We start from the raw sequence: 26,121 nt of genomic DNA, 5'->3' as shown, positions 1-26,121 counted from the left end.
GATAACTTGACGCAAATAATCAACAATTTCTTGCGTATCCGTCGCGAGCATGGTCGTTTGATTCACGACACCGATTCGCTTCAAATCTTTCATCGGATCAAAATCCGCTGAATATTGCCCTTCAAATTCCTCAAAAAATTCCTTCGACGTTTTTTCCTGTTTAATATACGCCGCTAAAGCAACGGCTTGATCGATATTTTTAATGATCAGCGTAGGCGTGACAGACTGTGAATGCGAAAACGTGGCCTTCGTCTCCTCGTGACTTGGTTTCCCGTGCACAATCACCGTATAATCTTTTTTCCCGATCGCATCTGCTCTATTCCACACCTTTTCTACAAAAGGACACGTGGTATCATAAGCATAGGGATCAATTCCACGAGACTGAAGAATCGCTTGAATCTCTAATGTCGTTCCAAACGCAGGTACAATCACAATATCGTTTGAGCTCAATTCCTCCCAAGCCACTAACTGATTTCCAGATGTATCTTGAATAAAACGAACACCGCGGTCTGATAAATCTGCATTTACAGCTGGATTGTGAATCATTTCAGACAATAAGAAAATGCGGCGATCAGGGTTTTGATCAATAATGTGATACGCCGTTTCTACGGCATTCTCGACACCATAACAAAATCCAAAGTGCCTCGAAAGCAATACCTCCACCGGACCAAAATCCAGGTGCGTAGGTGTAAAATCCTTCTTTAATTTATCTTGAATACGACGAGCCTCCTTAATCCGACCGATCAAATTACTCTTAAACAAAGAGGGGATAGAAAAGGATTTCATTTTTTTAAAGGTTCGTTTAAGAGGAGTTTGTGTTGAGAATGTACGCTTTTGTGCAATTGAATGCATTTTATAAACTACTTTTAGGGTTATTGGTTTCCAAAATTACGACATCTACGGCAATTAATCATTTTTTTGTGGTTAATTTGCACCTCATTAAATACACACCCTTTATGGAATTCGAGCCAGGTATAGTTAAAGAAGAATGGGAGATGATTCTCGATTTTTTTGAAAACTCGTTTGGCAAGCGCCCCTCTGAAATGGAACCCATTTTATTGATGATTGGTGTACAAGAATTAGGGCAGGGTCACGCACATTTTACCAAAGAACAAAAGCAAGATCTCCTACACATCGCCACTTGTAAGGTGCTGAGCTACAGCGATTTTTATCGATTGGAGGGCTTAGATGAGGAAGGTTGGCCGCATTGGGAGAATGTGCAAGGAATTCCTTCGCTGCCTTTGAAAGAGCAAGAAATACTCTTAAAGGCACATATCATTCATTATTTCAAAACCGAGGTATTCCCGAATGAAGATCATTAGTTATAACGTCAACGGCATCCGTGCCGCCATCACGAAAGGTTTCATCTCTTGGCTTAAAGAAGAAAATCCAGACATCGTCTGTATTCAAGAATTAAAGGCAGAAATCGAGCAGGTGGACTTGTCAGAAATCTTTGCGTTAGGCTACGAAGTCTATTGGCATTCCGCTCAGAAAAAGGGCTATTCAGGGGTTGCGATATTTAGTAAGATTAGGCCAAACAACGTATCCGTAGGTTGCGGCATTGATAAATACGATGCAGAAGGCCGTGTTTTGCGTGCTGATTATGATGGATTTTCCGTGATGTCTGTCTACATGCCATCTGGTTCAAGCGGAGATGAACGTCAAGCCTTCAAAATGGATTGGTTAGGCGATTTTCAAAATTACATTAATGCCCTCAAAATTGAATTTCCGAATTTAGTCATCGCAGGTGATTATAATATTTGCCACAAAGCGATTGATATTCACAACCCAAAAGGCAACGCGAACAGCTCTGGTTTCTTACCCGAGGAGCGCGAATGGATGGACGGATTTGTGAGCCGTGGTTTCGTAGATTCATTTAGAGCGGTGAATGAGGAACCACACCACTACAGCTGGTGGTCTTACCGCGCCGGAGCAAGAGGTAAAAACTTGGGCTGGCGAATTGATTACCAAATGGTGTCTGAGACTTTGGCCTCTAAAATTCAACATGCGTCCATCCTTCCAGACGTAAAGCATTCAGACCATTGTCCTATCGTATTACTTTTAAATAGCTAATTATGCATTTCGAAAAACACGTATTTATCTGCGCTAACGACAAAGATGCCCCTAAAAAATGTTGTGGTTCTGGCCACGGAATGGAATTAGTTGACGCCTTCAGAGCGAGCTATGCTGCACAAGGAGGAACCGCTAAAATCCGCGTTCAAAAATCAGGCTGCCTTGATTTCTGTGGAAAAGGCCCTACCATGGTCGTTTACCCTGAAGGTGTATTCTATGGCAATGTTCAAGTAGAAGATGTGGCAGAGATCACAAAATCGCATTTAATCGAAGATGAGATTGTGACTCGCCTCCAAATTCAATAAATTGCGACATGATTTACCGCTTGTATCCTACCCTTTTAAATTCTTTTAATCTCTACGTGAACCAGTCTCGTGACGGGAATGGTAAAATCATTGTGGATGAAATCGAGTTAATTGACCGCATTAATCGGGTGAGAAAACCAACGACGAATGCACAGCAAAAAGGGATCGATTTCGAGCGAGCTGTCACTTTAGGAGAGAATGAAGAAGCCTTTGCTGAGGGAATCATCGATCAAGCCCGCGAATTATTACCTGTAAAATACAAGACCCAGTTTTACGTTGAATCCCGCTATAAGAACGCCCAGATATACGGTTATGTAGATGGTGTAGGCGATACGGTGGCTTTCGATTTAAAAAGTACGGCATATTATGAACCGAATCGCTTTTTGACCAACCACCAAAATCTGTACCTCTTAGGACTTCAAAAATACGGAATCCAACGCCTAGACTACGTTATTACGGATTTTAAGCAGGTGTACGTAGAATCATACGACGTGAATAATATCGATTTCAGTGTTCAATACGAGCAAATCGAGAAGTTCATTTTGTTCTTAGAAGAGAACAAAAAATTCATCCGAGATAAGAAAATTTTTGATCGCAAATCGAGCGATAACCAATTATCGATTTTTGAGTAAAGCCCTCAGCTCATCCAAGTGTTGTATTTCGTGAGGTAAATCCGTTTCCACTGAAAAAGGATTGTAATGAATCGCCGGAATTCCCACCTGCAAAGCACCGCGCACATCTGCCTCCACATGATCCCCAATCATTAAGGCTTCATGAGCTTCAATTCCAGCACGTGATAAAGCATAGTGGAAAAATTGAGGATTCGGTTTCTTCGTCCCCACTTGCTGCGATGTGATAATTTCTTTGAAAAAAGAACGCATACCTGCTCCTTCAATCTTCACGTATTGAATATCATCGAAGCCGTTCGTTAAAATGTACAGGGGAAAATGCTCAGCTAAATCTTGAATAAGATCAAAAGCGCCCGGCATTAAATTCGTTTTTCGTGGCGCGCGCGAAAGGTATTTATCACCGAATTCCTGCGCGGGTCCCTGGATGCCGACCTCCTCAAAAAAGCGAACAAAACGAATCTCCCGTAATTCTGCCTGCGAAATCTCACCTGCAGCATATTGGTCCCATAAACCGTTGTTGATTTTTTCGAAGGTCGACCAATAGCTATCCGGCTCGATGTCGAGCTCATATTCAACCGCTAAATCCAGTAAAACTTCTCGGGCATTCAAATCGTGATCCCACAGGGTATGATCCCAGTCAAAAAAAAGCGCTTTCGGTTGAAAATTCATTCGACAAAGGTAATAATAACTTATCTTTGCTTTGGCCCATTTTAAAAAATCCCATGGAACATCAATTACAACTAAAGAGACCTCTAGCCTTTTTCGATTTAGAGACAACCGGCATTCAAATTAACCGCGATCGCATTGTGGAAATTTCGATTGCCAAAGCCAATCTAGACGGAACCGTGGAGGTAAAAACGCGTCGTGTGAATCCTGGCATCCCGATTCCATTAGAAGCCTCTTTAGTGCATGGTATTTACGATGAAGATGTGAAGGATGAGCCTACTTTTCGCATGGTAGCTAGGTCTTTAGCGACTTTTTTGGACGGCTGTGATCTAGCCGGATTTAATTCGAACCGTTTCGATGTACCTATGTTAGTGGAAGAAATGCTTCGCGCTGAGGTGGATTTTGACATGAAAAATAGAAAATTAGTGGATGCCCAACGCATTTTCCATTTAATGGAGCCTCGCAACTTAACTGCTGCTTACCAATTTTATTGTGGCAAAGAATTAATCGGAGCCCACGGAGCTGAGGCGGATGTGTTAGCCACGCTTGAGGTATTGAATGCTCAAGTAAAACACTACGCGAATAAGTCCATTAAGGATGCAGACGGCAAGGAAGTCTTCCCGATCCAAAACGATATGGATAAACTACACGAGCTAAGCGCCTCGAATTCAATAGACTACGCAAATCGAATGGCGTACAATAAGGAGCGTGTGGCTTGCTTTAATTTTGGCAAACACATAGGCAAACCGGTCATCGAAGTTTTAAAGTCTGACCCCTCCTATTATGACTGGATGATGAAGGGTGATTTCCCAATGGACACCAAGCGCAAACTAACCGAAATAAAATTGCAAGGTTTTCAGCGTTAAGGCATTTTTGATGTCGAGGCTATCAGATATTTTCGTATTTTTGCCTCGCATAAATGCATTTTTTGGACAGGCTTTTGCCTGAAGCCTTGGTAATTATTTAAGACTATGCAATCAATACCTGAAATTATTCGTACGATTCCATTAACGCATTACATTATTTTAAGCTCTGCTTTGTTTTGTATCGGTATTATGGGCGTATTAACTCGCAGAAACGCGATCATCGTATTCATGGCGATCGAATTAATGTTAAACGCCGTTAACTTGTTGTTAGCCGCTTTTTCATCGTATTATTCAGATCCTGCGGGTCAAATCTTCGTGTTCTTCATCATGGCCGTAGCCGCAGCGGAAGTAGCTGTAGGTTTAGCGATTATCGTGATGATTTACCGCAATATTCAAAGCATCGACATCGGTGTTCTCAACAAGTTAAAAAACTAATTCAGCGAACCCATTCCGCCAAATTAATATGTCTTTACTATTCCTTATTCCACTATTACCCTTATTAGGATTTGCTATTAATGGTTTAGCGTACCCTAAATTGCCGAAGCAAATCGCGGGCATAATTGGAACAATTCCTCCCTTGGTTGCCTTCGCTTTATCGCTTCAGTTATTCTTAAATTTTGATGGCCAGGCGCAAATTTTGCCCATCGCGGATTGGATTAATGTAGGCTCCTTGAAGATTCCTTTTGCCTTCCAAATCGACCAATTATCGATTCTGATGCTCTTAGTAATTACCGGGGTAGGCACTTTGATTCATATCTATTCGATCGGTTATATGTCGCATGATGCGGGTTTTGGTAAGTTTTTTGCCTTCTTGAACCTGTTCGTGTTCTTCATGTTAATCTTGGTTTTAGGGGCAAACTTCACCGTACTATTCATTGGATGGGAAGGCGTAGGTTTGTGTTCGTATTTATTGATTGGATTCTGGAACCAAAAGAATTCCTACGGAGATGCGGCTCGCAAGGCCTTCATCATGAACCGTATTGGTGACTTAGGCTTCTTAGTGGGTATTTTCTTGTTGATCCAGGATTTTGGGACAACAGATTACAACACGATTTTCGCAGCGATTCAAAGCGGTGATTATACAACAGATTTAAGCATCATCGCTTTCTGTTTATTCATCGGCGCAATGGGTAAATCAGCGCAGATACCGTTGTTTACTTGGCTTCCAGATGCGATGGCAGGTCCTACTCCCGTATCTGCTTTGATCCACGCAGCGACGATGGTGACAGCAGGTATTTACATGGTTATCCGTGCAAACGCCTTGTTCGAATTAAGCCCAGAAGTATTGCACTTCGTAGGTTGGATCGGATTAGCGACTGCCCTATTAGGCGCTGCAATCGGTTTGTTCCAAAACGACATTAAGAAAGTCCTTGCCTATTCTACCGTATCCCAATTAGGCTACATGTTCATGGGTTTAGGCGCATCAGCCTACACCGCTTCTTTCTTCCACGTAATGACACACGCCTTCTTTAAGGCCTTGTTGTTCTTAGGTGCCGGTTCGGTCATTCACGCGATGTCAGATGAACAAGATATTCGCCGCATGGGTGGATTGAAATCGAAGATGCCTATTACGTTTATCACCTTTATGTTAGGTACTATCGCCATTGCGGGTATTCCTCCATTCGCCGGTTTCTTCTCGAAAGACGAAATTTTAGCGAGCCTTTACCACCATGATCCGATCATGTGGAGTTTAGCGATTTTAGGTTCTGCCTTAACTTCATTCTATATGTTCCGTGTGTTCATATTAACCTTCTACGGAGAGTTCAGAGGGACAGAAAAACAAGCACATCACTTGCACGAGTCTCCTATCACGATGACGTTGCCGTTGATTATTTTAGCCGTATTCTCCGTGGGTGGCGGTTTAATTAACCTGCCACATTTTGCAGGAGGTAATGAATTCTTAGCACATTGGTTAGCGCCATTATTGCCAGAAGCAGGTGCAGCTGGAGAGGTAAACTTTTTGAGTTTAGAAGGAGGAGCTCCTCTATTAGCCGCTTTCTTACCAGCGTTCTTAGCCATCTATCTATTCGGAATGCAGAAATCGGTTCCAGCAGAAGATGCAGAAGTTTCTGGTATCCAAAAAGTGATTTATAACAAATTCTACATCGACGAATTATACGATACGTTATTTGTAAAGCCTATTGCGTTCCTATCTAATTTCTTCTTCCAAGTGATCGATTTCTTAGTAATCGACTTGTTCGTAGAAGGCCTAGGTCGATTCGTGAAATATGCGTCGAGCGAGTTCCGAAGAGCCCAGACAGGTAACGTAGGAATCTACTTATTCTGCATGGTTGCGGCCATCGTTGTTATCTTATTTGTTAGTTTAAAAAGTACGATCCTTCATTAATCCTTCGATCGCCACATAGCTATGTATCTACTATTTATACTTTTATTCCCGCTTTTGATTGGATCAGCTTTATTGATCTTCAAGCCAAAAAATGCGTTCGCCATTTCTCTAGCGGCTTCCCTCATTGAATTAGCTGCAACCGCTTTTGTATTACAAGAAGCAAGTTTGAGCCCCGTTTCTTTCTCTGCCCCTTGGGTAGCTGAAGCAGGCTTATCCTTCTCTTTATATGTAGACGGAATCAGCGGAGTGCTAATAGGCCTTTGCGCGTTATTAGTTCCGTTCATTGTAGCGACTACCGCTAACACGGATCGTGCCAATAATTCACAATTCCAAGGCTTAATGCTAGCCATGCAAACAGCCTTAATGGGTGCTTTCCTAGCGAAAGATGCTTTCTTGTTCTACTTCTTTTTCGAAGCGTCCTTATTGCCGATTTACTTCTTAGCAGCCATTTATGGCGGTGAAAACAAGAACGCGATCACGTTTAAGTTCTTCGTTTACACTTTATTTGGGTCTTTATTCTTCTTAATTGCTTTAGTATTTGTTTACTTACAAACGCCAGGAGAGTTCCACTCAGCGGACATGGATGTCTTGTACCAAACTGCCAAAGGACTTAGCGCAGATCAGCAAGGCTACTTATTCGCCGCCTTCTTCTTGGCCTTCGCCATTAAGATGCCGGTTTTCCCTTTCCATACGTGGCAACCAGATACCTATACTGTAGCCCCTGCACAAGGAACAATGTTGTTATCAGGTATCATGTTAAAGATGGGTACATACGGAGTAATTCGTTTAGTGCTACCCATGTTCCCCGTAGCTGTAGCGACATGGGGATTGACAGCCTCGATCCTATCAGTAATTGGTGTAATCTACGGATCCATAATCGCGATTCAACAAAAAGATGCGAAGCGCTTGTTAGCGTATTCTTCTTTCGCCCACGTAGGCTTGATGTCAGCGGGTATTTTAACCGGTAGCATCGAAGGTATTCAGGGTGCATTATATCAAATGTTATCTCACGGTATCAACATCGTCGGCTTGTTCTTCGTGATCGAAATTATCGAGCGCAGAACGAAATCGAGAGAAATTGCACAATTAGGAGGCATCACCCAGTTCTCTTATCCACTAACAGTGACATTTGTGATTTTAAGTTTAGGATCTGTTGCTTTACCATTAACGAACGGTTTCATCGGAGAGTTCTTATTATTAAAGAGTGTATTTGACCAAAACGTAACACTCGGAATCATCGCCGGTATCACCATCATCTTAGGTGCCGTTTATACGTTGCGTTTGATTCAAAAATCAATGTTTGGGAATGTATCTCGTATCACCTCTGACTTTGCAGACTTAACGGGTGCTGAGAAAGCGGTATTAATTCCTTTGAGCGCATTAGTTATTTTAGGTGGAATTTTCCCATCGACAGTTTTAGGTTTTAGTGAGCCAGCGGTTCAGCAATTAATCCAATGGTTCAAATAAAATAGTATTTAAAAGCATTATGACGGCTATCATTGCATTATCACTTCTAGGTATTTTAAATTTATTCTTGGGCTTTTGGCTTTCCAGAAAATCCATCCAAGCAGCGACACTCCTATTTTTAGTGGGCAGCATGGCCTTAACGGCGATGGATTGGAACCATGAAATATTGTGGTATGGAAACATGTTCCATACTACGAACATGTCCATTAGTTTTAGCTTAATCATTCAGTTAGCGGCCTTTATGGTAGTTAGTTTTTCCAAAGGCTTTGGCATTGATGAAGAGCATACACATCCAGCAGAATACTACGCGATCCTATTGTTCTCCGTTGTGGGGGCCATTTTAATGGTTTCATTTGACCACTTAATCATGTTCTTCGTCGGATTAGAGATCCTATCTGTCGCGATGTATGTGTTAACGGGATCAGATAAACGTAATTTGCGTTCGAACGAAGCCGCCTTGAAATACTTCTTAATGGGGTCTTTCGCAACGGGAATCTTGTTATTTGGAATCACGTTAGTCTACGGAGCGACTCGTTCATTCTACCTAGCAAACATCGCCCAGATGATTGCGAATACTCCACCAGAATCTACGCCTATCTTCCTTTCGATTGGTGTTTTATTAATCTTAGTGGGTTTCTTATTCAAAATCTCAGCAGCCCCTTTCCACTTCTGGACACCAGACGTATATGAAGGAGCTCCTACGATCTTTACCATGTTCATGTCGACTGTGGTGAAGGCAGCTAGTTTCGCAGCTTTATATCAATTATTAAATGGCCCATTCGGATCCATGTATGGAACGTGGGTATACCCGATCTACTACATCAGCATGTTAACGCTTCTGGTGGGTAACATCACCGCAGTTTACCAACAGTCATTAAAGCGTATGTTAGCCTATTCGAGTATTTCACATGCGGGTTATATGTTGTTAACGGTAAGCGCAAACCAAGTGACTACTCCATCGACCATTTTGTACTATTCTTTATCCTATACCCTAGCGACTATTGTAGCTTTCGGTGTGGTGATGTTAGTAGCTGAGTACCAAACAGGGCGCACCGAGAAACCCGAGAACATCAGTTCATTCGAAGGTTTAGCGAAGCAAAATCCAGGCTTAGCCTTCTGTTTCACCATCGCCATGTTGTCCTTAGCGGGTATTCCGTTGACAGCAGGTTTTTGGGGTAAATTCTTCGTTTTCTCTGATATCTTTAATCGCCATGTCTACTATCCAGTGATCTTAGCCATCGTGATGTCAGCGGTCGGAGTTTACTACTATTTCAAAGGAATCATTGCGATCTACTTCAAAGAAGGAGACATCGAACGCATTGAATTACCAGGTTTAGTGAAATTCGCGATGTGGGCTTGTACCCTAGGTACTTTGCTATTAGGCGTATATCCCAGTATCGTTAAAAATCTCTTTTAATCCAGTCATTTGAGCCAAAAGAAACCAGCCCTCTTCAATCAAAAAGACTTATTCGCTTACTTTATTGTAGCTGGACTAGGAGCATGTGTTCAATTATTAGCCGGTGGATTAATCAAAGATTGGTTCCAAGTATCCTATGAAGACTCCATTCTGCCAGCCTATTTTATCGCCTTAGTTTTTGGTTTTTTCCTTACCAAGCTTTTTGCATTCAATGCGCGTCAAAGCCAACAAACTAGACGAGAAATGCTGAAATTTCTACTCGTGTCTAGTTTTTCTGGAGGGATCACCTGGATATTCAGTTCTATTCCATACGACTTCATACACGCCCGTTACCCCGATTTCTTTTTTACTATTCCCTATTCTGTCAAAAAGTTAAACATAACACAGATTGCGGTGACTATTCATGGGATGTGCTATAGCTTCATATCGAATTATATCTTGCATAAGACTTTTACCTTCAAGTCAAGTGGATTCTACGATCGCCTTAAGGATCTGATAAAATAGGACTAATCTAATTTAGCCCAAATTTAAGAGGGTAATTCTTAAGAATTCCTAAGCCGAATACGGGCCAATACGGCACATTTTCTGAAAATTATAGCCATTCCTTAAAAAAATCTTAAAAATTTATTTGCATTTATTTGTACTTATAAAATAATGCCGTAGATTTGTGACTCAAACCTTAAACAAAATAAGAAATGAAAAAAGTATTCGCTCTAGCTTTCGTTGCTGCAATGGTAACTTTAGCATCTTGTGGTGAGAAGAAAGCAGAAGCTTCTGCTGACACTGTTGCTGTTGATTCTGCTGCTGCTGCTGCTCCAGCTGATTCTGCTGCTGCTGACACTGCTGCTGCTGACACTGCTGCTGCTAAATAATTTTAGCACAACGATCAGAAAAAAGTCCTTCGCATGCGAAGGACTTTTTTTATGTCTAATTACCGGATGAAGAATAAAAAGATTGATTCCTTTTTTGATCACTTCCCACCCAAAGTAGCGGAATACTGCTTTCAACTTTGGCATGATTATTCTTTTGACTTTATTGTCAGTAAGTCCCGTGATTCGAAGCTGGGTGATTATCGATTCAGCCCAACAAAAGGACATCAAGTGACGGTTAATCACAACCTGAATCCTTATGCTTTTCTAGTCACCTACATTCACGAAGTTGCCCACTTAACTACTTATTTAGCACACAAAAACAAAGTTCTTCCCCATGGTCAAGAATGGAAGACGGAATTTTATAATCTCTTCGAGCCCATTCTAGACGAAGATTTGTTACCAGGGGAACTTGTCAACATCCTGAGAGCCTATTTAAAAAACCCTGCAGCCTCCTCGAATGGCTACCAACCCCTTGTTGACATACTCAAAAGTTTCGATGCAGAACCTCCTGCAGGAACTCCCTTAGTCGAATTAGTAGAGGGCGCAACATTCGCCTTAAAAAACCTTCGCTTCATCAAAGGGAAACTTCGCCGAACACGTTACATTTGCAAAGAATTAAATTCAGGTCGAAATTACTTAGTGGCTAAGAATGCGTACGTTTTACCAATTGAGATTTCTTAAATTACTCCTGCCCCTTTTACTTGCGGTCTTCATCTGCCATGCCCAAAATTCCATCTTATCAAGTGGCCGTTGGATCAAAGTGGGTATTACTCAGTCAGGCATCTACCAAATTACCCCATCATGGCTTGCTAAATTCAATCTAAAGGCCTCGCAAATAGGAGTATATGGACACGAAATAGGTGAATTACCCCAGGCAAATGCAGCTCCACGACCGACAGATTTACAGCCCATCCCTTTCGTGAAACAAGGAGAAAATGTTGTTTTTTGGGCAGAGAAATTTACTCACCACTACAGCGATACTACGTTTTACTTTATCCGTTTAGACGACCCTGCACCCAAGCTTATCTCAGAACTAACCACGAGCTCCAATTCGTCTGTTTCAGGTCCAGCCATAGATTATGCCTTAAGTCGATTTCATTACGAACCAGAAACCTATAACCTATTGCAATCTGGGAGAGAATGGTTAGGAGACGGATTTTTTGGTAATGTAAATCGAAGCATTCAATATCCCTTATCAGACTATAAAACAGGAATTCCCAGTTTGCTCACTGGTAGATTAGCCTCCTCCTCTGTAGCACCCGGAAGTTTCACCTTTTCTATTCCTGGCAACTCGGTTTCTGCTATGACATTTCCAGCCATTACCGGAGGTCGTTATGACCAAAAAGCCTTTTTGCAGACATTTTCTGCCTCTGTAAATCCAGTGATTAAGGACCAAAGTTGGAGCTGGAATTTAGCCTATGCTAACACCACAGGCTCTGGTTATATCGATTTCATCGATTTAGAATACCCTAGAAAGCTAAATGCGTTGAATGAAAACCCACACTATTATCTGCCAAACAAAACTGACTCCACGTTTGCTATTAGCATTCTAAATAAACAAGCAAGCCATCAGATTTGGTTGAAAACAAATGGTAATAGCTGGAAAAAATTGACAAGCTTACTGCTTAATAAAGTACCCCCAGGATCAGAATTATTAATTTTTGACCCAGCCAAGGCTGCAGATCCCAAGACGCTTACTCTCCTTGATAATCAAAATATCAGAGCAGATGAATCAGCTGATCTGCTTGTCCTATCTAGCCCATCCATTTTACCCGTCGCTACACTATTCGCTCGTTACCGAAGTTCGAACGGAATAAAAGCTAAAGCTTACTCCACCCAAGAAATTTATAACGAATTCTCAGCAGGCAAAGTGGATGTAACAGCCATAAGAGATTTTATTCGCCTTAAAAAACCGCGCTACGTACTATTGATGGGAGATGCTTCTGTCGATTACAAAGGAATAAATAAGGTGGCAACAGCTACTGAGCGTGTAAATTATGTACCTAGTTATGAAAGTAGGGAATCTTTCCAGCCGCTACAGACTTATGTGTCAGATGATTACTTTGGCCTATTAGGGTTAGATCAAGGCGAATGGTTAGAGGGAAATGAGGCTAAAAATGAGCTTTTATCCGTAGGAATAGGCCGAATTCCAGTGAGATCCTTTGAAGAAGCCAATATGCTTGTAAATAAAATTATCAGCTACGAAAGGCAAAACTTATCTCATCCTTACCGTTTCGCCTGGCTGGCAGATGATGGAGATTCGAATCTACATGTTCAAGATGCAGAAGATTTTGCAGCCTATATTCCTGAGGCCTTTCAGGTACAAAAAACCTATCTGGATCAATTTCCTCAAGAAACATCAAATGGTGTTTACACTTCAATGGCCGGGAAAAAAGCCAGTCTCGACTTATTTAATAACGAAGCAGATTTTATCCATTTCTTAGGCCATGGTTCAGAATCTGCCTGGACGGATGAAAAAGTGATCACGAATAATGAGTTACAATCATTGAAAAATAGCCGAAATCTACCCTTATTATTAACTGCAACTTGTCAATTTGGACGATTTGATGATCCCAATCAGCTTTCAGGTGCAGAGGTCAGCCTATTGTCTAACCAAGGGGGAGCCATCGGGCTTATTTCCACGACTCGACCCGTATTTCAGAGCAGTAATTATCTATTTGGTCAAGCATTTTATAGAAATTTAACTAAACATCTAAATAATAAAGATTACAGATTAGGGGATTTGTATCGAGACGCGAAAAATGAGAGTCAATCTGGCGTAATTAACAGAAATATTACGCTATTAGGTGACCCTTCTTCCGTCCTACCTTGGAGCCAACAGGCACTCAGTATCCGCATTGATACCTTAGCCAACGGAGTTATTCAAGGGCAAACGTCTCCCAGCATAACGGGTGAAATTCAAGTCTATTATTTTGGAGAAGATCAAAAAAAGCAGACTTTAGGTACAAAAACAGATAAATTCAACTATGTTATTGCGGGTGAGTTAGAGGGGAAAAGTCTTGCAACCGTTCAAAATGGTAAATTTACTCTAGCGAATCTTCCTGCCTCTCGATTGAAATGGCGTGCTAGTTCAAACGATGGAACTACCTATGGTGGTGGAATGAAAAGTTTCGTAAAACCAAGTAAGGAAACCAAAGAATCCAATGGTCCTATTTTAGAAGCTACCTTACTGAATGAGGAAGACCTCACCGCAACCTCGCCTAATCCTATCTTACAGGTAAACATAAAAGATGCCAGCTCACTTCGTTTTACAGGAACTAAAGGAGAAAAAGCTTATTTTTCTATCAATGATACCTTAATTTTTCCCTTGTCCCAGCTTTTTGTACCGGCCTTAAATTCAAGCAAGCAAGGCTCCATCACTTTCCCTTTTGAGTCACTTGCCCCCGGGAAATATAAAATTTCAGTAAATTGTTTTGACGTACATACGAACCAGGGAAATTTATCGTTTGAATTCACAGTATCTGCCACTAAGAAAGAGAGTGGAGCGCTCAGCATCTACCCTAACCCGATGAGCGAGCGAAGTACATTTTCATTTTTACAAGATAAACGATGGACGAGCTACGTCTACAAACTAAAAATTTATAGTATCTTAGGGAAACAAATTTTAGAGAGAACTGGGATAGTTCCAGGAAGTGATTCCGCTAACCAAACTTTCTCTATTGATTGGAGTCCTTCGGAGAAAAACCAATTAGATTATATTAATTACTACCAATTAGAAATAAAATACGATACAGGAGCCCCATTCGCATTTTTTACAGGACGAATAGGAAATATTAAATAGCCCATGAAACAATTACTTACCTTTCTAATTCTTATTGCGATTGGAATTTCCGCTCAAGCACAAACAACCCTCGTTTCTGGCCAAATCAATGCAGGACGTATTCCTACACCTACCCTAATGTTCCTAAATGTCGCGCCTGATGCTCGTTCAGCTGCCATGGGAGATGGCGGAGCAGCTTTATCAGTGGATGCTAATGCAATCCATTGGAACACGGCTAAACTTGCGACAACAGAAAAAAAGATGGGTTTCTCACTCTCTTATACACCTTGGTTACGCAACTTAGTGAATGACATGGCACTGTATAACATCTCTGGATATACGGTTAGTAAGAAAAATTTAGTATTTGGTTTTTTTTTAAATTACTTCGATCAAGGAATGTTCCAAGCGACCTTAGATAACGGAACAAGTGCTGGTAATTTCAATTCAAATGAATTTGCTATGGGAATTTCGCATGCAAGAAGATTATCTTCAGCGCTATCCCTTGGAATGAATTTAAAGTATATCAATTCAAATCTATTAGGAAATTACCAAGGTTCTGGCGGTGTAAGCAGTGCCTTAAAGCCCGCTCAAACAGTTGCAGCAGATATCTCTTTGTTTTATGCGAACAAAACCTCCAACCCTTGGAACTATAGTTATGCATTAACACTTTCGAACATCTCGGGTAAAGTGACCTATGGGGGATCTGAGAAGAACTTTATTCCCACTAATTTACGAATGGGTATGGCCGCAACCCATGAAATAGACGAATTAAATAAGCTTACCTTCACGGTAGACTTCAATAAGTTAATGGTTCCAACTCCACCAGCCTTTGAAAATGGGCAAATTGTGGGGACAGACCCCGCTACCGTTTCAGCGATTGGGGGAATATTCGGATCCTTATTTGATGCTCCAGATGGAATAAGTGAGGAGATTAAAGAGGTGACCACCTCTGTAGGTGCAGAATATTTGTTCAACAATTCTTTTGCTTTAAGAACAGGCTATTTTCACGAGAGCGAAATGAAGGGAAATCGAAAGTATTTTACTTTTGGCCTTGGCTTTAAGATGGATCAAAAATACGGATTAGATTTTGCTTACCTGGTTCCAAGTGGTCAAGGTAGTCCTCTAGCCAATACCTTACGATTAACCCTCATAGCGGGCATTAATCAGTCCGTGAGATAATATGTTAGACCGTAGAATTGCCCCTGCTGCCTATCCGGTAGAGAAAGTTTTATTCCCCAAACCAGCCCAATATACCTTAGCCAATGGCATCGAAGTATGGGTCATTTCCGCGGGAGAGCAGGAAGTTTTTAAATTTGAATTAACTACCAAGGCTGGTGCTATTCATAGCCCTTTGGCTGGATTAGCCGGCATGACAGCCTCATTGATGAAACGCGGAACATTGTCTCGTTCTGCACAAGAAATTCACCAGGCTTTTGATTTTTATGGGGCGTTCTGGGATATACAAGCCAGTTTAGACCATGGCACTTTCACCGTTTACGGATTAACCAAGCACTTTCATTCTTTGATTCCGCTTGTTCGAGAAATACTACAAGATGCGACTTTCCCGTCGGAGGAGGTAGAAAAAGAGATCGAAATCGAACGCCAAAAAACGAAATTAAATTGGGAGAAAACCTCCTATGCCGCTAGCCAAAAATTTCGCGCTCAAGTATTTCAAGACGATCCCTATGGCCGTTTTACGGTGGCTAAGGATTTTGACAATTTAGATCAACAAACGCTGATCAATCAATACCAGCTGACTTGGTCTTCACAAAAACCAGTCATCTTCCTTTCCGGAAAGATCTCCGAAGAGCAGATTGCCTACTTAGATCAGACCATTGGTCAAGTTTCATTCAGTGGAACAGAGCTCCAGGTCCATCCCCTAAATGCTACTTCCAAACCCATTAAAATAAGAGAAGAAAAAGAAGGATCCGTACAGAGCTCCATTCGATTCGGGCTACCGGCTATTTCTAGAACACATCCAGATTATTTTCAATGCAGTTTCATGAATACGGTATTAGGCGGATACTTTGGATCGAGGTTGCAGAAAAATATTAGAGAAGATAAAGGTTTTACCTATGGTATCTCCTCCAGTTTAGTACCTTATCCACGGGGTGGGTATTGGGTGGTGGGAACAGATGTGAATGGGGAGAATGTCGAAGCCACTTTGGCAGAAATTAAAAAAGAAATCATTATCCTTCAAAACGATTTGATTCCTTCAGAGGAACTAGATATCGTCAAAAGCTATCTCATGGGAAGCTTTACCGGTGAGCTAACACAGGCTTTTGATATTGCGGAAAAAGTGCGCGTGATTCAATTGGATGGATTAGCACCTGATTTCTATGACCAATTCCAAGACAGCATACAAAATATCCAGGCCCAGGATATTAGAAACATGGCTGCTAAATACCTGAACCTGGATTTAATGCACGAGGTAGTCGTAGGATAAGAATTAGAACGAAGCTAACTCTCTAAATTCATTCACACGGCTCGCTAAATCAGCTTCCGTAATTTCAAATAATCGCTCAGTTCCGAATTTCTCCACACAGAAAGAGGCCATCGCAGATCCGTGAACGATTGCGCGACGCATGTTTTCAAACGAAATATCATCCGTCTTCGCTAGGTAACCAATGAATCCGCCTACGAACGTATCACCCGCACCCGTCGGATCGAAAACTTCTTCTAATGGAAGCGCTGGGCAATAGAACATACGATCTGCTTGGAATAACAAGGCACCGTGCTCTCCTTTTTTGATGATCAAGGTCTTAGGCCCCATCGCCATAATCATTTTAGCTGCCGTTCTTAACGAATATTGCTCGGATAATTGACGTGCCTCCTCATCATTGATGCAAAGCACATCCACCATCGTCAACACGCGCTTCAAATCATCCATCGCCACATCCATCCAGAAGTTCATGGTGTCCATTACGACTAATTTCGGGCGCTTATTGAGGCCCTGAATCGCCTCAATTTGAACCTGAGGCGTCAAGTTACCCAGCATTAAATATTCACAATCTTGGTAAGCCGCTGGAATAGCTGGCTTGAAATCCACTAACACGTTCAATTCCGTCACTAAAGTGTCACGTGAATTCATGTTGTTATGGTACTTACCTGCCCAGAAGAAGGATTTCTCGCCTTTCTTGATTTGTAATCCATCCAAATTGATGCCGCGAGACGTCAAGGTGTCCATGTATTCTTGAGGAAAATCATCACCAACTACAGCGACAACATTTACTTTTGGCAAAAAGAAGGCCGCTGATAAAGCGATGTAGGTACAAGATCCACCGATGATTTTATCGGTTTTTCCATAAGGAGTTTCAAGGGCGTCGAACGCAACGGTTCCGATTGATAATAAGCTCATAATAAAGATATTAACCTACTTTAGGACAACGACTAAAGGGTTGGTTTGGATTGAAAAATTTGCGGTATGTAATAAAAGTTTTATCGTTAGTGGCTCCTAGTTGGGAGACAAAGCGAAGCATTTTTGGATTAAAGTCACCCACCCAGTTCATGTCCATAGTTGAGTAAGGATAGAAGGGATTCGTACGCGCGACTTCGCGGAATCGAAGGGCGATAGCGGATTCGACCCCTTTGCCTTGGTGATCTGGAGTTACTCCAAAAATCACCCCACACGTACGCGTCAAGGTTCCTTTTAATTTTAATAACAGGAACTTAATCATCCCCCACCAGTTCAGTTTCCCGTTTAGGTGTTTCACAATTTGGTTCAAATCGGGGATAACAATAAAGAAAGCCACTGGTGTTCCATCTGTTGTGTAAGCAAACCACAATAATTGCTCATCGATGATGGGCTTCATGGTTTTTACGAGTTTTTGGGCAGATTCCGAGCTCATCTCCTTCACCCCTGGGAATTTCGCCCAAGCCGCGTTAAAAATGTAGCGGAAGTCTTCTGCGTATTTAGGTAGATTACTTTTTTCGATGTGCTGAAAAACATAATCTGGGTTATCAAAAATGCGTTGCGCCTTTTCTTCGATTCCTTGCGTCACGTTAGCGCCAGCGATAGGCGAAACGAACACGTATTGTTGGAAATAATCTTGGAAACCGTAGTTCTCAAAGTAGGAGATATAATAAGCTTTCGTCCAAGGCATTTTATAGGTGGGCTCAAACTCCCAACCTTTGACCATCAAACCCCAGAAACTGTCGCGCTCACCAAAATTAATGGGACCATCCATCCCCTCCATTCCTCGCTCTGAAAGCCAATTTTTACAGGCATCAAACAACATAAATGCTGCTTTCTCCTCTTCTATGCACTCAAAGAAACCCATTCCACCTACGGGAACCTCGCCCTCCTTCGTGTTCCGCTCATAAAAAGCGGCTACGCGACCAATGGGCTGATCCGATTCGTCGAAAAGGATCCAACGAATAGCTTCTCCTTGTTTAAAATGGGGATTCTTCCGTGGGTCAAACACCGAAGAGATATCGTTATCTAGCGGACGAATCCAATTTGGATCAGTAGCGTACAGCTGAACCGGAAAGGTTAGAAAAATCTTCTTTAAGCGAGTGTCGTCTCCTACTTCTCGTAAAAACATGCGAATAACGTTTGTATGCTAAAAAACATACAAAGGTAATGAATTGCGTTTGGGTTTGGTGAATTAAAAGAATCCAATTAATTTTAATTCCTTATTATCCCCTTTCGATCAGAAAAGATCCGCTTTACATGCAGCCCTTAAAAATATACAATACCCTGAGTCGTGAAAAAGAACTTTTCACCCCGATACACGAAAATCACGTCGGACTTTATGTCTGCGGACCCACGGTATATAATTACGTTCACTTAGGCAATCTGCGCACTTTTACCTCATTTGACATCTTAAACCGCTATTTATTGCATATCGGTTATAAGGTGCGTTATGTTCGAAACATTACGGATGTAGGCCACCTGGTAGGCGATGGCGATGAGGGAGAGGATAAGATTGGGAAGATGGCCAAACTGGAAAAGTTAGAGCCGATGGAGATCGTGCATCGCTTTACCCAAGATTTCCACCAAGTATTAGAAAAATTCAATGTCTTGCCTCCTAGCATCGAGCCTACGGCGACGGGACATATCGTGGAACAAATCGAGACAACAAAATCCTTAATTGAAAAAGGATTAGCGTATGAATCGAATGGTTCGGTATATTTTGACATAGAAATTTACAATAAAAACGGCGGCAACTACGGTCATTTGTCTGGCCGCGTTTTAGATGATTTATTAACCGAAACACGCGACTTAGATGGTGTGGGCGAAAAACGAAATCCATTGGATTTTGCGCTTTGGAAAAAAGCGGCACCCGAGCATATTATGCGCTGGCCATCACCCTGGGGAGAGGGTTTCCCAGGTTGGCACCTAGAGTGTACTTGTATGAGCCACAAATACTTAGGAGATACGTTTGATATTCACGGTGGCGGAATGGACTTGAAATTCCCACACCACGAATGTGAGATTGCCCAAGCAAAAGGAGCCTATGATCGAGCTCCTGTACGCTACTGGATGCACACGAATATGTTAACGGTAAATGGCCAAAAAATGAGTAAATCCCTCGGAAACTCCTTCTTGCCATCCGAATTATTTGCTGGTAGTCACGCGCTTTTAGAACAGGCTTACAGCCCGATGACCGTGCGTTTCTTTATGTTGCAGTCGCAATACCGCAGTACGTTGGACTTTTCAAATGATGCCTTAAAAGCGGCCCAAAAAGGCTACAAAAAGATCGCTAACGGCTTGCGCATCATCAAAAAGCTCGAGTATCCTGCTGGAATTTCCGCGAACTCAGATGCCGTACAAGAAAAAGAAATCAACGACGCGATTCAAGGCTGCTACGACGGCATGAACGACGACTTGAACACGGCTGTGGCGATTGCACACTTATTTACCTTGTTAAAGAAAATTAATTCAATTTATACGGGTTCTCTGCCGTTTGAGTCGCTTTCCGCTGAAACATTTTCGAATTTACAGCGTTCTTATATTAGCATTTTAGAAGACGTGCTGGGGATCAAAGAAGAGGTTCCCGAGCAGATGAATGGCTTGACCGATGAACTTCTTCAGCTCTATAAGGGTTTCAAGGAAAGTAGACAATACGATAAAGTTGATGAAATCCGCGGGGCGTTCAAATCTGCCGGATTATTAATTAAAGACATGAAAAACTCCATTGATTGGGGATACGAAGAATAAATTATGCTAAGAGATATTACACCTACCGTACGAAATTTGATTTTCGCGAATGTCGCCATCTTCTTAGGATCATCCTTTATTCCGGATGATTTGTTCGCCTTGTATTTTTTCCAATCCAACAAGTTTCAATACTTCCAACTGATTAGCTATATGTTCGTGCATGCGAATTTTATGCATTTGTTGATGAATATGTTTGGGCTTTACATGTTTGGATCTATACTCGAGCGAATTTGGGGAGGTCAACGTTTTTTGTTTTTCTACCTCTTCTGTGGAGTGGGCGCAGGTTTATTACACGAAGCCATTCAGTATTTCCATGATTACGCGAGCATCCGAAAGGCGCTTGAATTAGCCCTTTCCAATCCTAATTCTGATTTCTTGATGGACTATTTCAATCGTTTTGACGGGAGCACTACAATTAATGAAGGCCGCCTGAATGCTATAGGAGCGATTGACCATTATAAAGAATATACGACTCAAAATCCAGTTGTGGGAGCCTCTGGGAGTGTTTTTGGGATCTTAATGGCTTATGGCTATTTATTTCCTAACTCAGAAATGTTCGTCTTCCCTATTCCCATTCCAGTGAAAGCGAAATACTTAGTGATGGGTTTTGCCTTTTACGAGCTATATGCGGGGAAAGCTGCTGCGGAGGGTGATAATGTAGCCCATTTTGCACACCTAGGGGGTATGCTTTTTGCGGTGATTTTATTGTTGATTTGGAGACAAAAGCGCGACAGCTTCTATTAAGATGAGAAGCATTTGGACCGACATAAAAAACATTATTCAACAGCCCGGACAGGGCTTGATGAAGATTATTATAGCCAACGGAGCCATTTTCGTGACTTTAATGATCGCTCGTGTCGGTTTATTGATAGCAGGTAAATCTGAATTATTTGATGCGTTTTTCACCCAAGTTTCACTGCCATCTGCACTAGATTTACTTATCCAAAGACCCTGGAGTTTAATCACCTATTTTTTCTTGCACATTGAGGTATTTCACCTCATTTTCAATATGATGTTCCTGTATTGGTTTGGAATCATTATACAGGATTTTATAGGAAATAAACGACTTGTCCAGCTCTTTTTTTATGGCGGATTAGCGGGTGCAGTGGCCTTTCTTTTAGCGATGAACACGGTGAGTTTTTTCATTGCCAAAGGTCCTAATTTTCTCAATGGAGCCTCTGCCGGCGTATTTGCGGTGGTAGTAGCCGCTGCGACCATTCGACCTAACTACCAAGTACATTTGCTGTTATTAGGGCCTGTACGCATTAAATATATAGCAGCCTTTTACGTTTTGTGGTCTTTTATCGAAACGACAGGTTCGAACGCGGGCGGAAATATTGCGCATTTAGGGGGAGCCACTCTTGGTTTCATATTTGCCAAAAACTTTTTAGCCGCCTCCAAACCACAAGCCATCTTTGAAATAAAAATCAAAGAATTTGCTCAAGTGGTTAACCAGCAATTCCAACCACGAAAAGAGCCCGAAACAGTACCCGAGGATGAACTGAATGCTATTTTGGATAAAATATCTCAATCGGGTTACGATAGTTTATCTGACTACGAACAAAAAAGATTATTCAAAGCGAGTCAAAAAAATGACTAAGGCTTAAAAACATTTTTACCTTTGTAAGGTTAATCTTTCACACTCATTAAAAGCGTCTATGCAATTTGAAGCCGGTCCATTACTTAGCAAAATATCCACTCCGGAGGATTTGCGTAAGTTGCCGAAGTCAGACTTACCCCAAGTTTGTCAAGAATTGCGTCAATTTATCATTGACAACGTTTCTGTGAATGGAGGCCATTTTGGCGCTTCTTTAGGGGTTACAGAATTAACGGTTGCCCTTCATTACGTTTTCAATACGCCAGACGATCAACTCGTGTGGGACGTAGGCCACCAGGCTTATGGTCACAAAATCTTAACAGGTCGCCGCGACAATTTCCATACGAATCGCTTAATGGGTGGAATCTCGGGTTTCCCGAAACGCTCCGAAAGCACATACGATACCTTCGGCGTAGGTCACTCCTCTACTTCTATTTCTGCAGCGTTAGGGATGGCTGTAGCTTCTGGTTACAAAAAAGAAACACACAGGCAACATATCGCAGTTATAGGCGATGGATCTATGACCGCGGGAATGGCATTCGAAGCCATGAACCACGCGGGCGACATCCCGAACAACATGTTGATTATCTTGAACGATAACTGCATGGCGATAGACCCGAATGTGGGTGCATTAAAAGAATATTTGACAGATATCACGACGTCTCACACCTATAACAAGGTGAAAGATGACGTTTGGAATCTGTTAGGCAAGATGTCCAAATTCGGAAAGACGGCTCAAGAGATCGTTTCGAAGATTGAGAATGGATTGAAAGCGACATTACTGAATCAAAGTAATCTGTTCGAGTCATTGAATCTGCGCTATTTTGGCCCTATCGATGGCCACGATATCGATAATTTAACGACAGTCTTAAACGATTTAAAAGATATCCCTGGCCCTAAGATCTTGCATTGCATAACGACCAAGGGGAAAGGTTATTCACTAGCCGAGAAGGATCAAACCTTGTGGCATGCGCCCGGTAAGTTCGATAAACTTACGGGTGAAATTCATAAAAAGACTTATGATGACCCACAACCGCCTAAATACCAGGAGGTTTTTGGCCATACTTTATTAGAATTAGCCGAGAAGAATCCGAAAATCATGGGAATTACCCCGGCGATGCCTTCCGGTTCTTCTTTGAATATTATGATGCGGGCAATGCCTGATCGCGCTTTTGACGTGGGAATCGCGGAACAACATGCGGTGACTTTCTCTGCGGGATTAGCGACACAGGGCTTAACCGTATTCTGTAATATCTACTCTTCTTTCATGCAACGCGGTTACGACCAAGTCGTACACGATGTCTGCTTGCAAAAATTACCCGTTATTTTCTGCTTAGACCGCGCTGGTTTAGCGGGAGCTGACGGCCCTACCCACCACGGATTGTTGGATTTAGCCTTCATGCGTTGTGTGCCTAACATGATCGTAGCCGCTCCTCGCAACGAGGAAGAATTGCGTAACATCATGTACACTGCTTCGTTAGATTCTTTCAAGTCGCATGAAAAAGCCATTACCATCCGCTACCCACGTGGAGAGGGTGTGATGCCCGCTTGGAGAACTACCTTAGAAGAAATTGAAATCGGCAAGGGTGTTCAACTGATGGAAGGTGAAGAAATTGCCATCTTATCGATTGGTCATATTGGAAACGAAGCCATCGCCGCTTGTGAAAAAGCACGTGAGTTAGGTTTGAAACCAGCCTTATTCGATATGCGTTTCGTAAAACCGCTCGATGAGGAATTATTGCACCGCATTTTCAAGCAGTTCAAGACGATAATTACCGTGGAAGATGCGGCGATTCAAGGAGGCTTTGGTTCTGCTATCGCTGAATTTATGGTCGACCACAGCTATACCGCTAAAATAATTCGACTAGGAATTGCAGACGAAATCGTAGAGCATGGAGAGCAAAAAGAACTCTATGCCCTTTGCGGAATCGATGCAAACGGCATTTTAGCAAAAATCCAAGCGAACACTACTCCAGTTCCTGCGAAAAATAATCCGAAAGCACTTGTTTCTTAAAGTGTTAATAGCACTTTTCAAAGAAATAATCCCTACCTTTGCACCTTGAATTTCCCAAATTAAGGAATTTCGTTTCATTCAACGAATACATTTTTATGCAAAGCATTCGCAACATTGCCATTATTGCCCACGTTGACCACGGTAAAACGACCCTAGTTGACAAAATCATTCATGCCTCCAAGATTTTTAGAGAAAATCAAGAATTTGGAGATTTGATCCTTGACAATAACGACCTAGAGAGAGAAAGAGGGATTACAATTACGTCTAAGAACGTATCTGTTCGTTACAATGGAGTGAAAATCAACATTATCGATACACCTGGTCACGCCGACTTTGGCGGTGAGGTAGAACGTGTTCTACGTATGGCGGATGGTGTTATTTTATTAGTGGATGCTTTTGAAGGCCCGATGCCTCAAACACGTTTCGTATTATCAAAAGCAATCGCTTTAGGCCTCAAGCCTATCGTTATTGTGAACAAAGTAGATAAAGAAAACTGCCGTCCAGACGAGGTACACGAAAGTGTATTTGACTTGATGTTTAACTTAGAAGCAACAGAAGATCAATTAGACTTCCCATGTATCTACGGTTCATCGAAGCAAGGATGGATGAGCACAGATTGGAAACAACCTACAGATAATATTATCCCCTTATTGGACGCGATTATCGAGCATATCCCAGCTTCTAAAGTACAAGAGGGTACTCCACAAATGCAGATTACGTCATTAGACTACTCTTCATTCGTAGGTCGTATCGCGATCGGTCGTTTAGAGCGTGGAACTTTGACAGAAGGCATGCAAATTTCACTTTGCAAAGCGGATGGATCGACGAAAAAGATGCGTATCAAAGAACTTCAGGTTTTCGAAGGTCTAGGAAAAGTGAAAGTAGATAAAGTAGAGTGTGGTGAGATTTGTGCGATCACAGGTATTGAAGATTTCGAAATCGGTGATACGGTTGCTGATGCAGAAAATCCAGAGGCTTTAGCTCGTATCGCGATCGATGAGCCTACCATGAACATGTTATTCACGATTAATAACTCTCCTTTCTTCGGTAAGGAAGGTAAATTAGTAACGTCTCGTCACATCCGTGATCGCCTGTTCAAAGAGACGGAGAAGAACTTAGCCTTGAAGGTTATGACGACTGAAAGCGAAGATAAATTCTTGGTATTTGGTCGTGGTATTCTTCACTTGTCAGTTCTAATTGAAACGATGCGTCGTGAGGGTTATGAATTACAAGTAGGTCAACCTCAGGTTATTTTCAAAGAAGGTGAGAACGGCGAGCGTTTAGAACCAGTTGAATCATTGGTAGTAGACGTTCCTGCAGAAGTAGCTGGAAAGGTAATCGAATTAGCCACTCAAGGTAAAGGTGAGTTGTTGATTATGGAACCAAAAGGTGACTTGCAACACTTAGAATTCAACATTCCATCTCGTGGTTTGATTGGTTTACGTTCTAAAGTATTGACGGCGACATTTGGTGAGGCAATCATGGCCCACCGTTTCATCGCTTACGAACCATTCAAAGGTCCTATTCCAGGCCGTATCAACGGATCATTGATCTCGATGAATACAGGTCCTGCGATTCCTTACGCGATTGATAAATTACAAGATAGAGGGGTGTTCTTCATCGATCCAGGTGAAGAAGTATACACAGGGATGGTTGTAGGTGAGCATAATCGCCAAAACGATATCGAAGTGAACCTTCAAGCTTCAAAGCAATTAACGAATATGCGTGCGTCAGGTACGGATTCGAATACCAAAATTGCTCCTAAATTAAACTTCTCATTAGAAGAGTGTATGGAGTTTATCCAAAAGGATGAATACTTAGAAATTACTCCTAAGTCATTACGTATGCGTAAAATTTGGTTAGACCCGAATGAGCGTAAGCGTAACGAAAAGAAGCCAAGCTAATATTTCAAAGGCTGCCCTCA

At 41.9% G+C, this 26,121-nt stretch carries 23 protein-coding genes and 1 pseudogene; 20 read left to right on the top strand and 4 right to left on the bottom strand.

The window, feature by feature from the left end; genetic code table 11:
* Positions 1-786 (bottom strand): annotated as a pseudogene (locus tag ACILP5_RS04660) (4-hydroxy-3-methylbut-2-enyl diphosphate reductase); the annotation flags it as partial.
* A gap of 170 nt (positions 787-956) precedes the next feature.
* On the opposite strand from ACILP5_RS04660, the gene ACILP5_RS04655 reads away from it, so the two are divergent.
* From ACILP5_RS04655 to ACILP5_RS04640, 4 genes are read left to right on the top strand one after another with little or no spacing between them, the layout of a single operon-like run.
* Positions 957-1,322, top strand: a complete 366-nt coding sequence (locus ACILP5_RS04655; RefSeq protein WP_395617492.1) for a hypothetical protein — start codon at positions 957-959, stop codon at positions 1,320-1,322.
* Entirely contained in the window at positions 1,309-2,073 is a 765-nt protein-coding gene (locus ACILP5_RS04650) for an exodeoxyribonuclease III (RefSeq protein WP_395617491.1), read from the top strand. The genes ACILP5_RS04655 and ACILP5_RS04650 overlap by 14 nt, the downstream gene beginning before the upstream one ends.
* Before the next feature lie 2 nt (positions 2,074-2,075).
* Positions 2,076-2,378 (top strand): (2Fe-2S) ferredoxin domain-containing protein, encoded by a 303-nt coding sequence (locus tag ACILP5_RS04645; RefSeq protein ID WP_395617490.1) that lies wholly within the window; start codon positions 2,076-2,078, stop codon positions 2,376-2,378.
* An 8-nt stretch (positions 2,379-2,386) separates the two neighbouring features.
* A complete protein-coding gene (locus ACILP5_RS04640; RefSeq protein ID WP_395617489.1) occupies positions 2,387-3,010 on the top strand; it encodes a hypothetical protein in 624 nt (207 codons plus the stop codon).
* Here the strand turns inward: ACILP5_RS04640 and ACILP5_RS04635 are convergent.
* Positions 2,993-3,676 carry a YjjG family noncanonical pyrimidine nucleotidase gene (locus tag ACILP5_RS04635; protein WP_395617488.1) on the bottom strand — a complete coding sequence of 228 codons (684 nt, stop codon included), beginning with the start codon at positions 3,674-3,676 and terminating at the stop codon, positions 2,993-2,995. The two genes, ACILP5_RS04640 and ACILP5_RS04635, sit on opposite strands and share 18 nt — an antisense overlap.
* A gap of 53 nt (positions 3,677-3,729) precedes the next feature.
* Between ACILP5_RS04635 and ACILP5_RS04630 the strand changes: the two genes are divergently transcribed.
* The 11 genes from ACILP5_RS04630 (at position 3,730) to ACILP5_RS04580 (ending at position 16,869) form a co-directional block, all read left to right on the top strand.
* Positions 3,730-4,539 carry an exonuclease domain-containing protein gene (locus ACILP5_RS04630; RefSeq protein ID WP_395617487.1) on the top strand — a complete coding sequence of 270 codons (810 nt, stop codon included), beginning with the start codon at positions 3,730-3,732 and terminating at the stop codon, positions 4,537-4,539.
* A gap of 105 nt (positions 4,540-4,644) precedes the next feature.
* The gene (nuoK, locus tag ACILP5_RS04625; protein ID WP_395617486.1) at positions 4,645-4,974 is read left to right on the top strand and encodes an NADH-quinone oxidoreductase subunit NuoK; all 330 of its coding nucleotides are present in this window, start codon (positions 4,645-4,647) and stop codon (positions 4,972-4,974) included.
* Between the two features lie 28 nt (positions 4,975-5,002).
* Positions 5,003-6,886 (top strand): NADH-quinone oxidoreductase subunit L, encoded by a 1,884-nt coding sequence (gene nuoL, locus ACILP5_RS04620; protein WP_395617485.1) that lies wholly within the window; start codon positions 5,003-5,005, stop codon positions 6,884-6,886.
* Between the two features lie 21 nt (positions 6,887-6,907).
* Positions 6,908-8,353, top strand: a complete 1,446-nt coding sequence (locus ACILP5_RS04615) for a NuoM family protein (protein ID WP_395617484.1) — start codon at positions 6,908-6,910, stop codon at positions 8,351-8,353.
* Positions 8,354-8,372: 19 nt separating this feature from the next.
* Positions 8,373-9,770, top strand: a complete 1,398-nt coding sequence (locus tag ACILP5_RS04610; RefSeq protein WP_395617483.1) for an NADH-quinone oxidoreductase subunit N — start codon at positions 8,373-8,375, stop codon at positions 9,768-9,770.
* A 9-nt stretch (positions 9,771-9,779) separates the two neighbouring features.
* A complete protein-coding gene (locus ACILP5_RS04605) occupies positions 9,780-10,274 on the top strand; it encodes a GtrA family protein (protein WP_395617482.1) in 495 nt (164 codons plus the stop codon).
* Between the two features lie 227 nt (positions 10,275-10,501).
* Complete coding sequence (locus tag ACILP5_RS04600) at positions 10,502-10,642, top strand: hypothetical protein (protein WP_377978441.1); 141 nt, start codon at positions 10,502-10,504, stop codon at positions 10,640-10,642.
* A 33-nt stretch (positions 10,643-10,675) separates the two neighbouring features.
* Positions 10,676-11,323 carry a SprT-like domain-containing protein gene (locus ACILP5_RS04595; RefSeq protein WP_395617481.1) on the top strand — a complete coding sequence of 216 codons (648 nt, stop codon included), beginning with the start codon at positions 10,676-10,678 and terminating at the stop codon, positions 11,321-11,323.
* Positions 11,292-14,444, top strand: a complete 3,153-nt coding sequence (porU, locus tag ACILP5_RS04590; protein WP_395617480.1) for a type IX secretion system sortase PorU — start codon at positions 11,292-11,294, stop codon at positions 14,442-14,444. Before ACILP5_RS04595 ends, porU begins: the two co-directional genes overlap by 32 nt.
* Before the next feature lie 3 nt (positions 14,445-14,447).
* Entirely contained in the window at positions 14,448-15,602 is a 1,155-nt protein-coding gene (gene porV / locus ACILP5_RS04585) for a type IX secretion system outer membrane channel protein PorV (RefSeq protein ID WP_395617479.1), read from the top strand.
* Between the two features lies 1 nt (position 15,603).
* Positions 15,604-16,869, top strand: a complete 1,266-nt coding sequence (locus ACILP5_RS04580; protein WP_395617478.1) for a M16 family metallopeptidase — start codon at positions 15,604-15,606, stop codon at positions 16,867-16,869.
* A gap of 3 nt (positions 16,870-16,872) precedes the next feature.
* On the opposite strand, the gene ACILP5_RS04575 is transcribed toward ACILP5_RS04580, so the two are convergent.
* Positions 16,873-17,781: a PfkB family carbohydrate kinase gene (locus ACILP5_RS04575; RefSeq protein WP_395617477.1), complete on the bottom strand. Its 909-nt coding sequence runs from the start codon at positions 17,779-17,781 to the stop codon at positions 16,873-16,875.
* 10 nt (positions 17,782-17,791) lie between these two features.
* The gene (locus tag ACILP5_RS04570; protein WP_395617476.1) at positions 17,792-18,967 is read right to left on the bottom strand and encodes a hypothetical protein; all 1,176 of its coding nucleotides are present in this window, start codon (positions 18,965-18,967) and stop codon (positions 17,792-17,794) included.
* 128 nt (positions 18,968-19,095) lie between these two features.
* Here ACILP5_RS04570 and cysS point away from each other — a divergent pair, with 128 nt between their 5' ends.
* From cysS to typA, 5 genes are all read left to right on the top strand, one after another.
* Complete coding sequence (cysS, locus tag ACILP5_RS04565; protein ID WP_395617475.1) at positions 19,096-20,586, top strand: cysteine--tRNA ligase; 1,491 nt, start codon at positions 19,096-19,098, stop codon at positions 20,584-20,586.
* A 3-nt stretch (positions 20,587-20,589) separates the two neighbouring features.
* Positions 20,590-21,330 carry a rhomboid family intramembrane serine protease gene (locus ACILP5_RS04560; RefSeq protein WP_395617474.1) on the top strand — a complete coding sequence of 247 codons (741 nt, stop codon included), beginning with the start codon at positions 20,590-20,592 and terminating at the stop codon, positions 21,328-21,330.
* A 1-nt stretch (position 21,331) separates the two neighbouring features.
* Positions 21,332-22,186: a rhomboid family intramembrane serine protease gene (locus ACILP5_RS04555; RefSeq protein ID WP_395617473.1), complete on the top strand. Its 855-nt coding sequence runs from the start codon at positions 21,332-21,334 to the stop codon at positions 22,184-22,186.
* Between the two features lie 58 nt (positions 22,187-22,244).
* Positions 22,245-24,197, top strand: a complete 1,953-nt coding sequence (gene dxs, locus ACILP5_RS04550) for a 1-deoxy-D-xylulose-5-phosphate synthase (RefSeq protein WP_395617472.1) — start codon at positions 22,245-22,247, stop codon at positions 24,195-24,197.
* 95 nt (positions 24,198-24,292) lie between these two features.
* The gene (gene typA, locus ACILP5_RS04545) at positions 24,293-26,101 is read left to right on the top strand and encodes a translational GTPase TypA (RefSeq protein WP_395617471.1); all 1,809 of its coding nucleotides are present in this window, start codon (positions 24,293-24,295) and stop codon (positions 26,099-26,101) included.
* Positions 26,102-26,121 lie beyond the last annotated feature (20 nt).

The sequence above is a fragment of the Aquirufa sp. genome (assembly GCF_044239315.1).
Classification (GTDB): domain Bacteria; phylum Bacteroidota; class Bacteroidia; order Cytophagales; family Spirosomataceae; genus Aquirufa.
The sequence above is the reverse complement of the archived record's forward strand: the minus strand, read 5'-3'. Positions and strand labels throughout refer to the sequence as shown.

Excerpts from the sequence above, each read along its gene's own strand:
- ACILP5_RS04630 (WP_395617487.1), top strand. The coding sequence starts at position 3,730 with ATGGAACATCAATTACAACTAAAGAGACCTCTAGCCTTTTTCGATTTA.
- typA (WP_395617471.1), top strand. The coding sequence starts at position 24,293 with ATGCAAAGCATTCGCAACATTGCCATTATTGCCCACGTTGACCACGGT.
- ACILP5_RS04595 (WP_395617481.1), top strand. The coding sequence starts at position 10,676 with ATGCGAAGGACTTTTTTTATGTCTAATTACCGGATGAAGAATAAAAAG.
- ACILP5_RS04575 (WP_395617477.1), bottom strand. The coding sequence starts at position 17,781 with ATGAGCTTATTATCAATCGGAACCGTTGCGTTCGACGCCCTTGAAACT.
- porV (WP_395617479.1), top strand. The coding sequence starts at position 14,448 with ATGAAACAATTACTTACCTTTCTAATTCTTATTGCGATTGGAATTTCC.
- dxs (WP_395617472.1), top strand. The coding sequence starts at position 22,245 with ATGCAATTTGAAGCCGGTCCATTACTTAGCAAAATATCCACTCCGGAG.
- ACILP5_RS04570 (WP_395617476.1), bottom strand. The coding sequence starts at position 18,967 with ATGTTTTTACGAGAAGTAGGAGACGACACTCGCTTAAAGAAGATTTTT.
- ACILP5_RS04580 (WP_395617478.1), top strand. The coding sequence starts at position 15,604 with ATGTTAGACCGTAGAATTGCCCCTGCTGCCTATCCGGTAGAGAAAGTT.
- cysS (WP_395617475.1), top strand. The coding sequence starts at position 19,096 with ATGCAGCCCTTAAAAATATACAATACCCTGAGTCGTGAAAAAGAACTT.
- ACILP5_RS04655 (WP_395617492.1), top strand. The coding sequence starts at position 957 with ATGGAATTCGAGCCAGGTATAGTTAAAGAAGAATGGGAGATGATTCTC.
- ACILP5_RS04600 (WP_377978441.1), top strand. The coding sequence starts at position 10,502 with ATGGTAACTTTAGCATCTTGTGGTGAGAAGAAAGCAGAAGCTTCTGCT.
- ACILP5_RS04560 (WP_395617474.1), top strand. The coding sequence starts at position 20,590 with ATGCTAAGAGATATTACACCTACCGTACGAAATTTGATTTTCGCGAAT.
- nuoK (WP_395617486.1), top strand. The coding sequence starts at position 4,645 with ATGCAATCAATACCTGAAATTATTCGTACGATTCCATTAACGCATTAC.
- ACILP5_RS04610 (WP_395617483.1), top strand. The coding sequence starts at position 8,373 with ATGACGGCTATCATTGCATTATCACTTCTAGGTATTTTAAATTTATTC.
- ACILP5_RS04640 (WP_395617489.1), top strand. The coding sequence starts at position 2,387 with ATGATTTACCGCTTGTATCCTACCCTTTTAAATTCTTTTAATCTCTAC.
- ACILP5_RS04645 (WP_395617490.1), top strand. The coding sequence starts at position 2,076 with ATGCATTTCGAAAAACACGTATTTATCTGCGCTAACGACAAAGATGCC.
- ACILP5_RS04615 (WP_395617484.1), top strand. The coding sequence starts at position 6,908 with ATGTATCTACTATTTATACTTTTATTCCCGCTTTTGATTGGATCAGCT.
- ACILP5_RS04650 (WP_395617491.1), top strand. The coding sequence starts at position 1,309 with ATGAAGATCATTAGTTATAACGTCAACGGCATCCGTGCCGCCATCACG.
- ACILP5_RS04555 (WP_395617473.1), top strand. The coding sequence starts at position 21,332 with ATGAGAAGCATTTGGACCGACATAAAAAACATTATTCAACAGCCCGGA.
- nuoL (WP_395617485.1), top strand. The coding sequence starts at position 5,003 with ATGTCTTTACTATTCCTTATTCCACTATTACCCTTATTAGGATTTGCT.
- ACILP5_RS04635 (WP_395617488.1), bottom strand. The coding sequence starts at position 3,676 with ATGAATTTTCAACCGAAAGCGCTTTTTTTTGACTGGGATCATACCCTG.
- porU (WP_395617480.1), top strand. The coding sequence starts at position 11,292 with ATGCGTACGTTTTACCAATTGAGATTTCTTAAATTACTCCTGCCCCTT.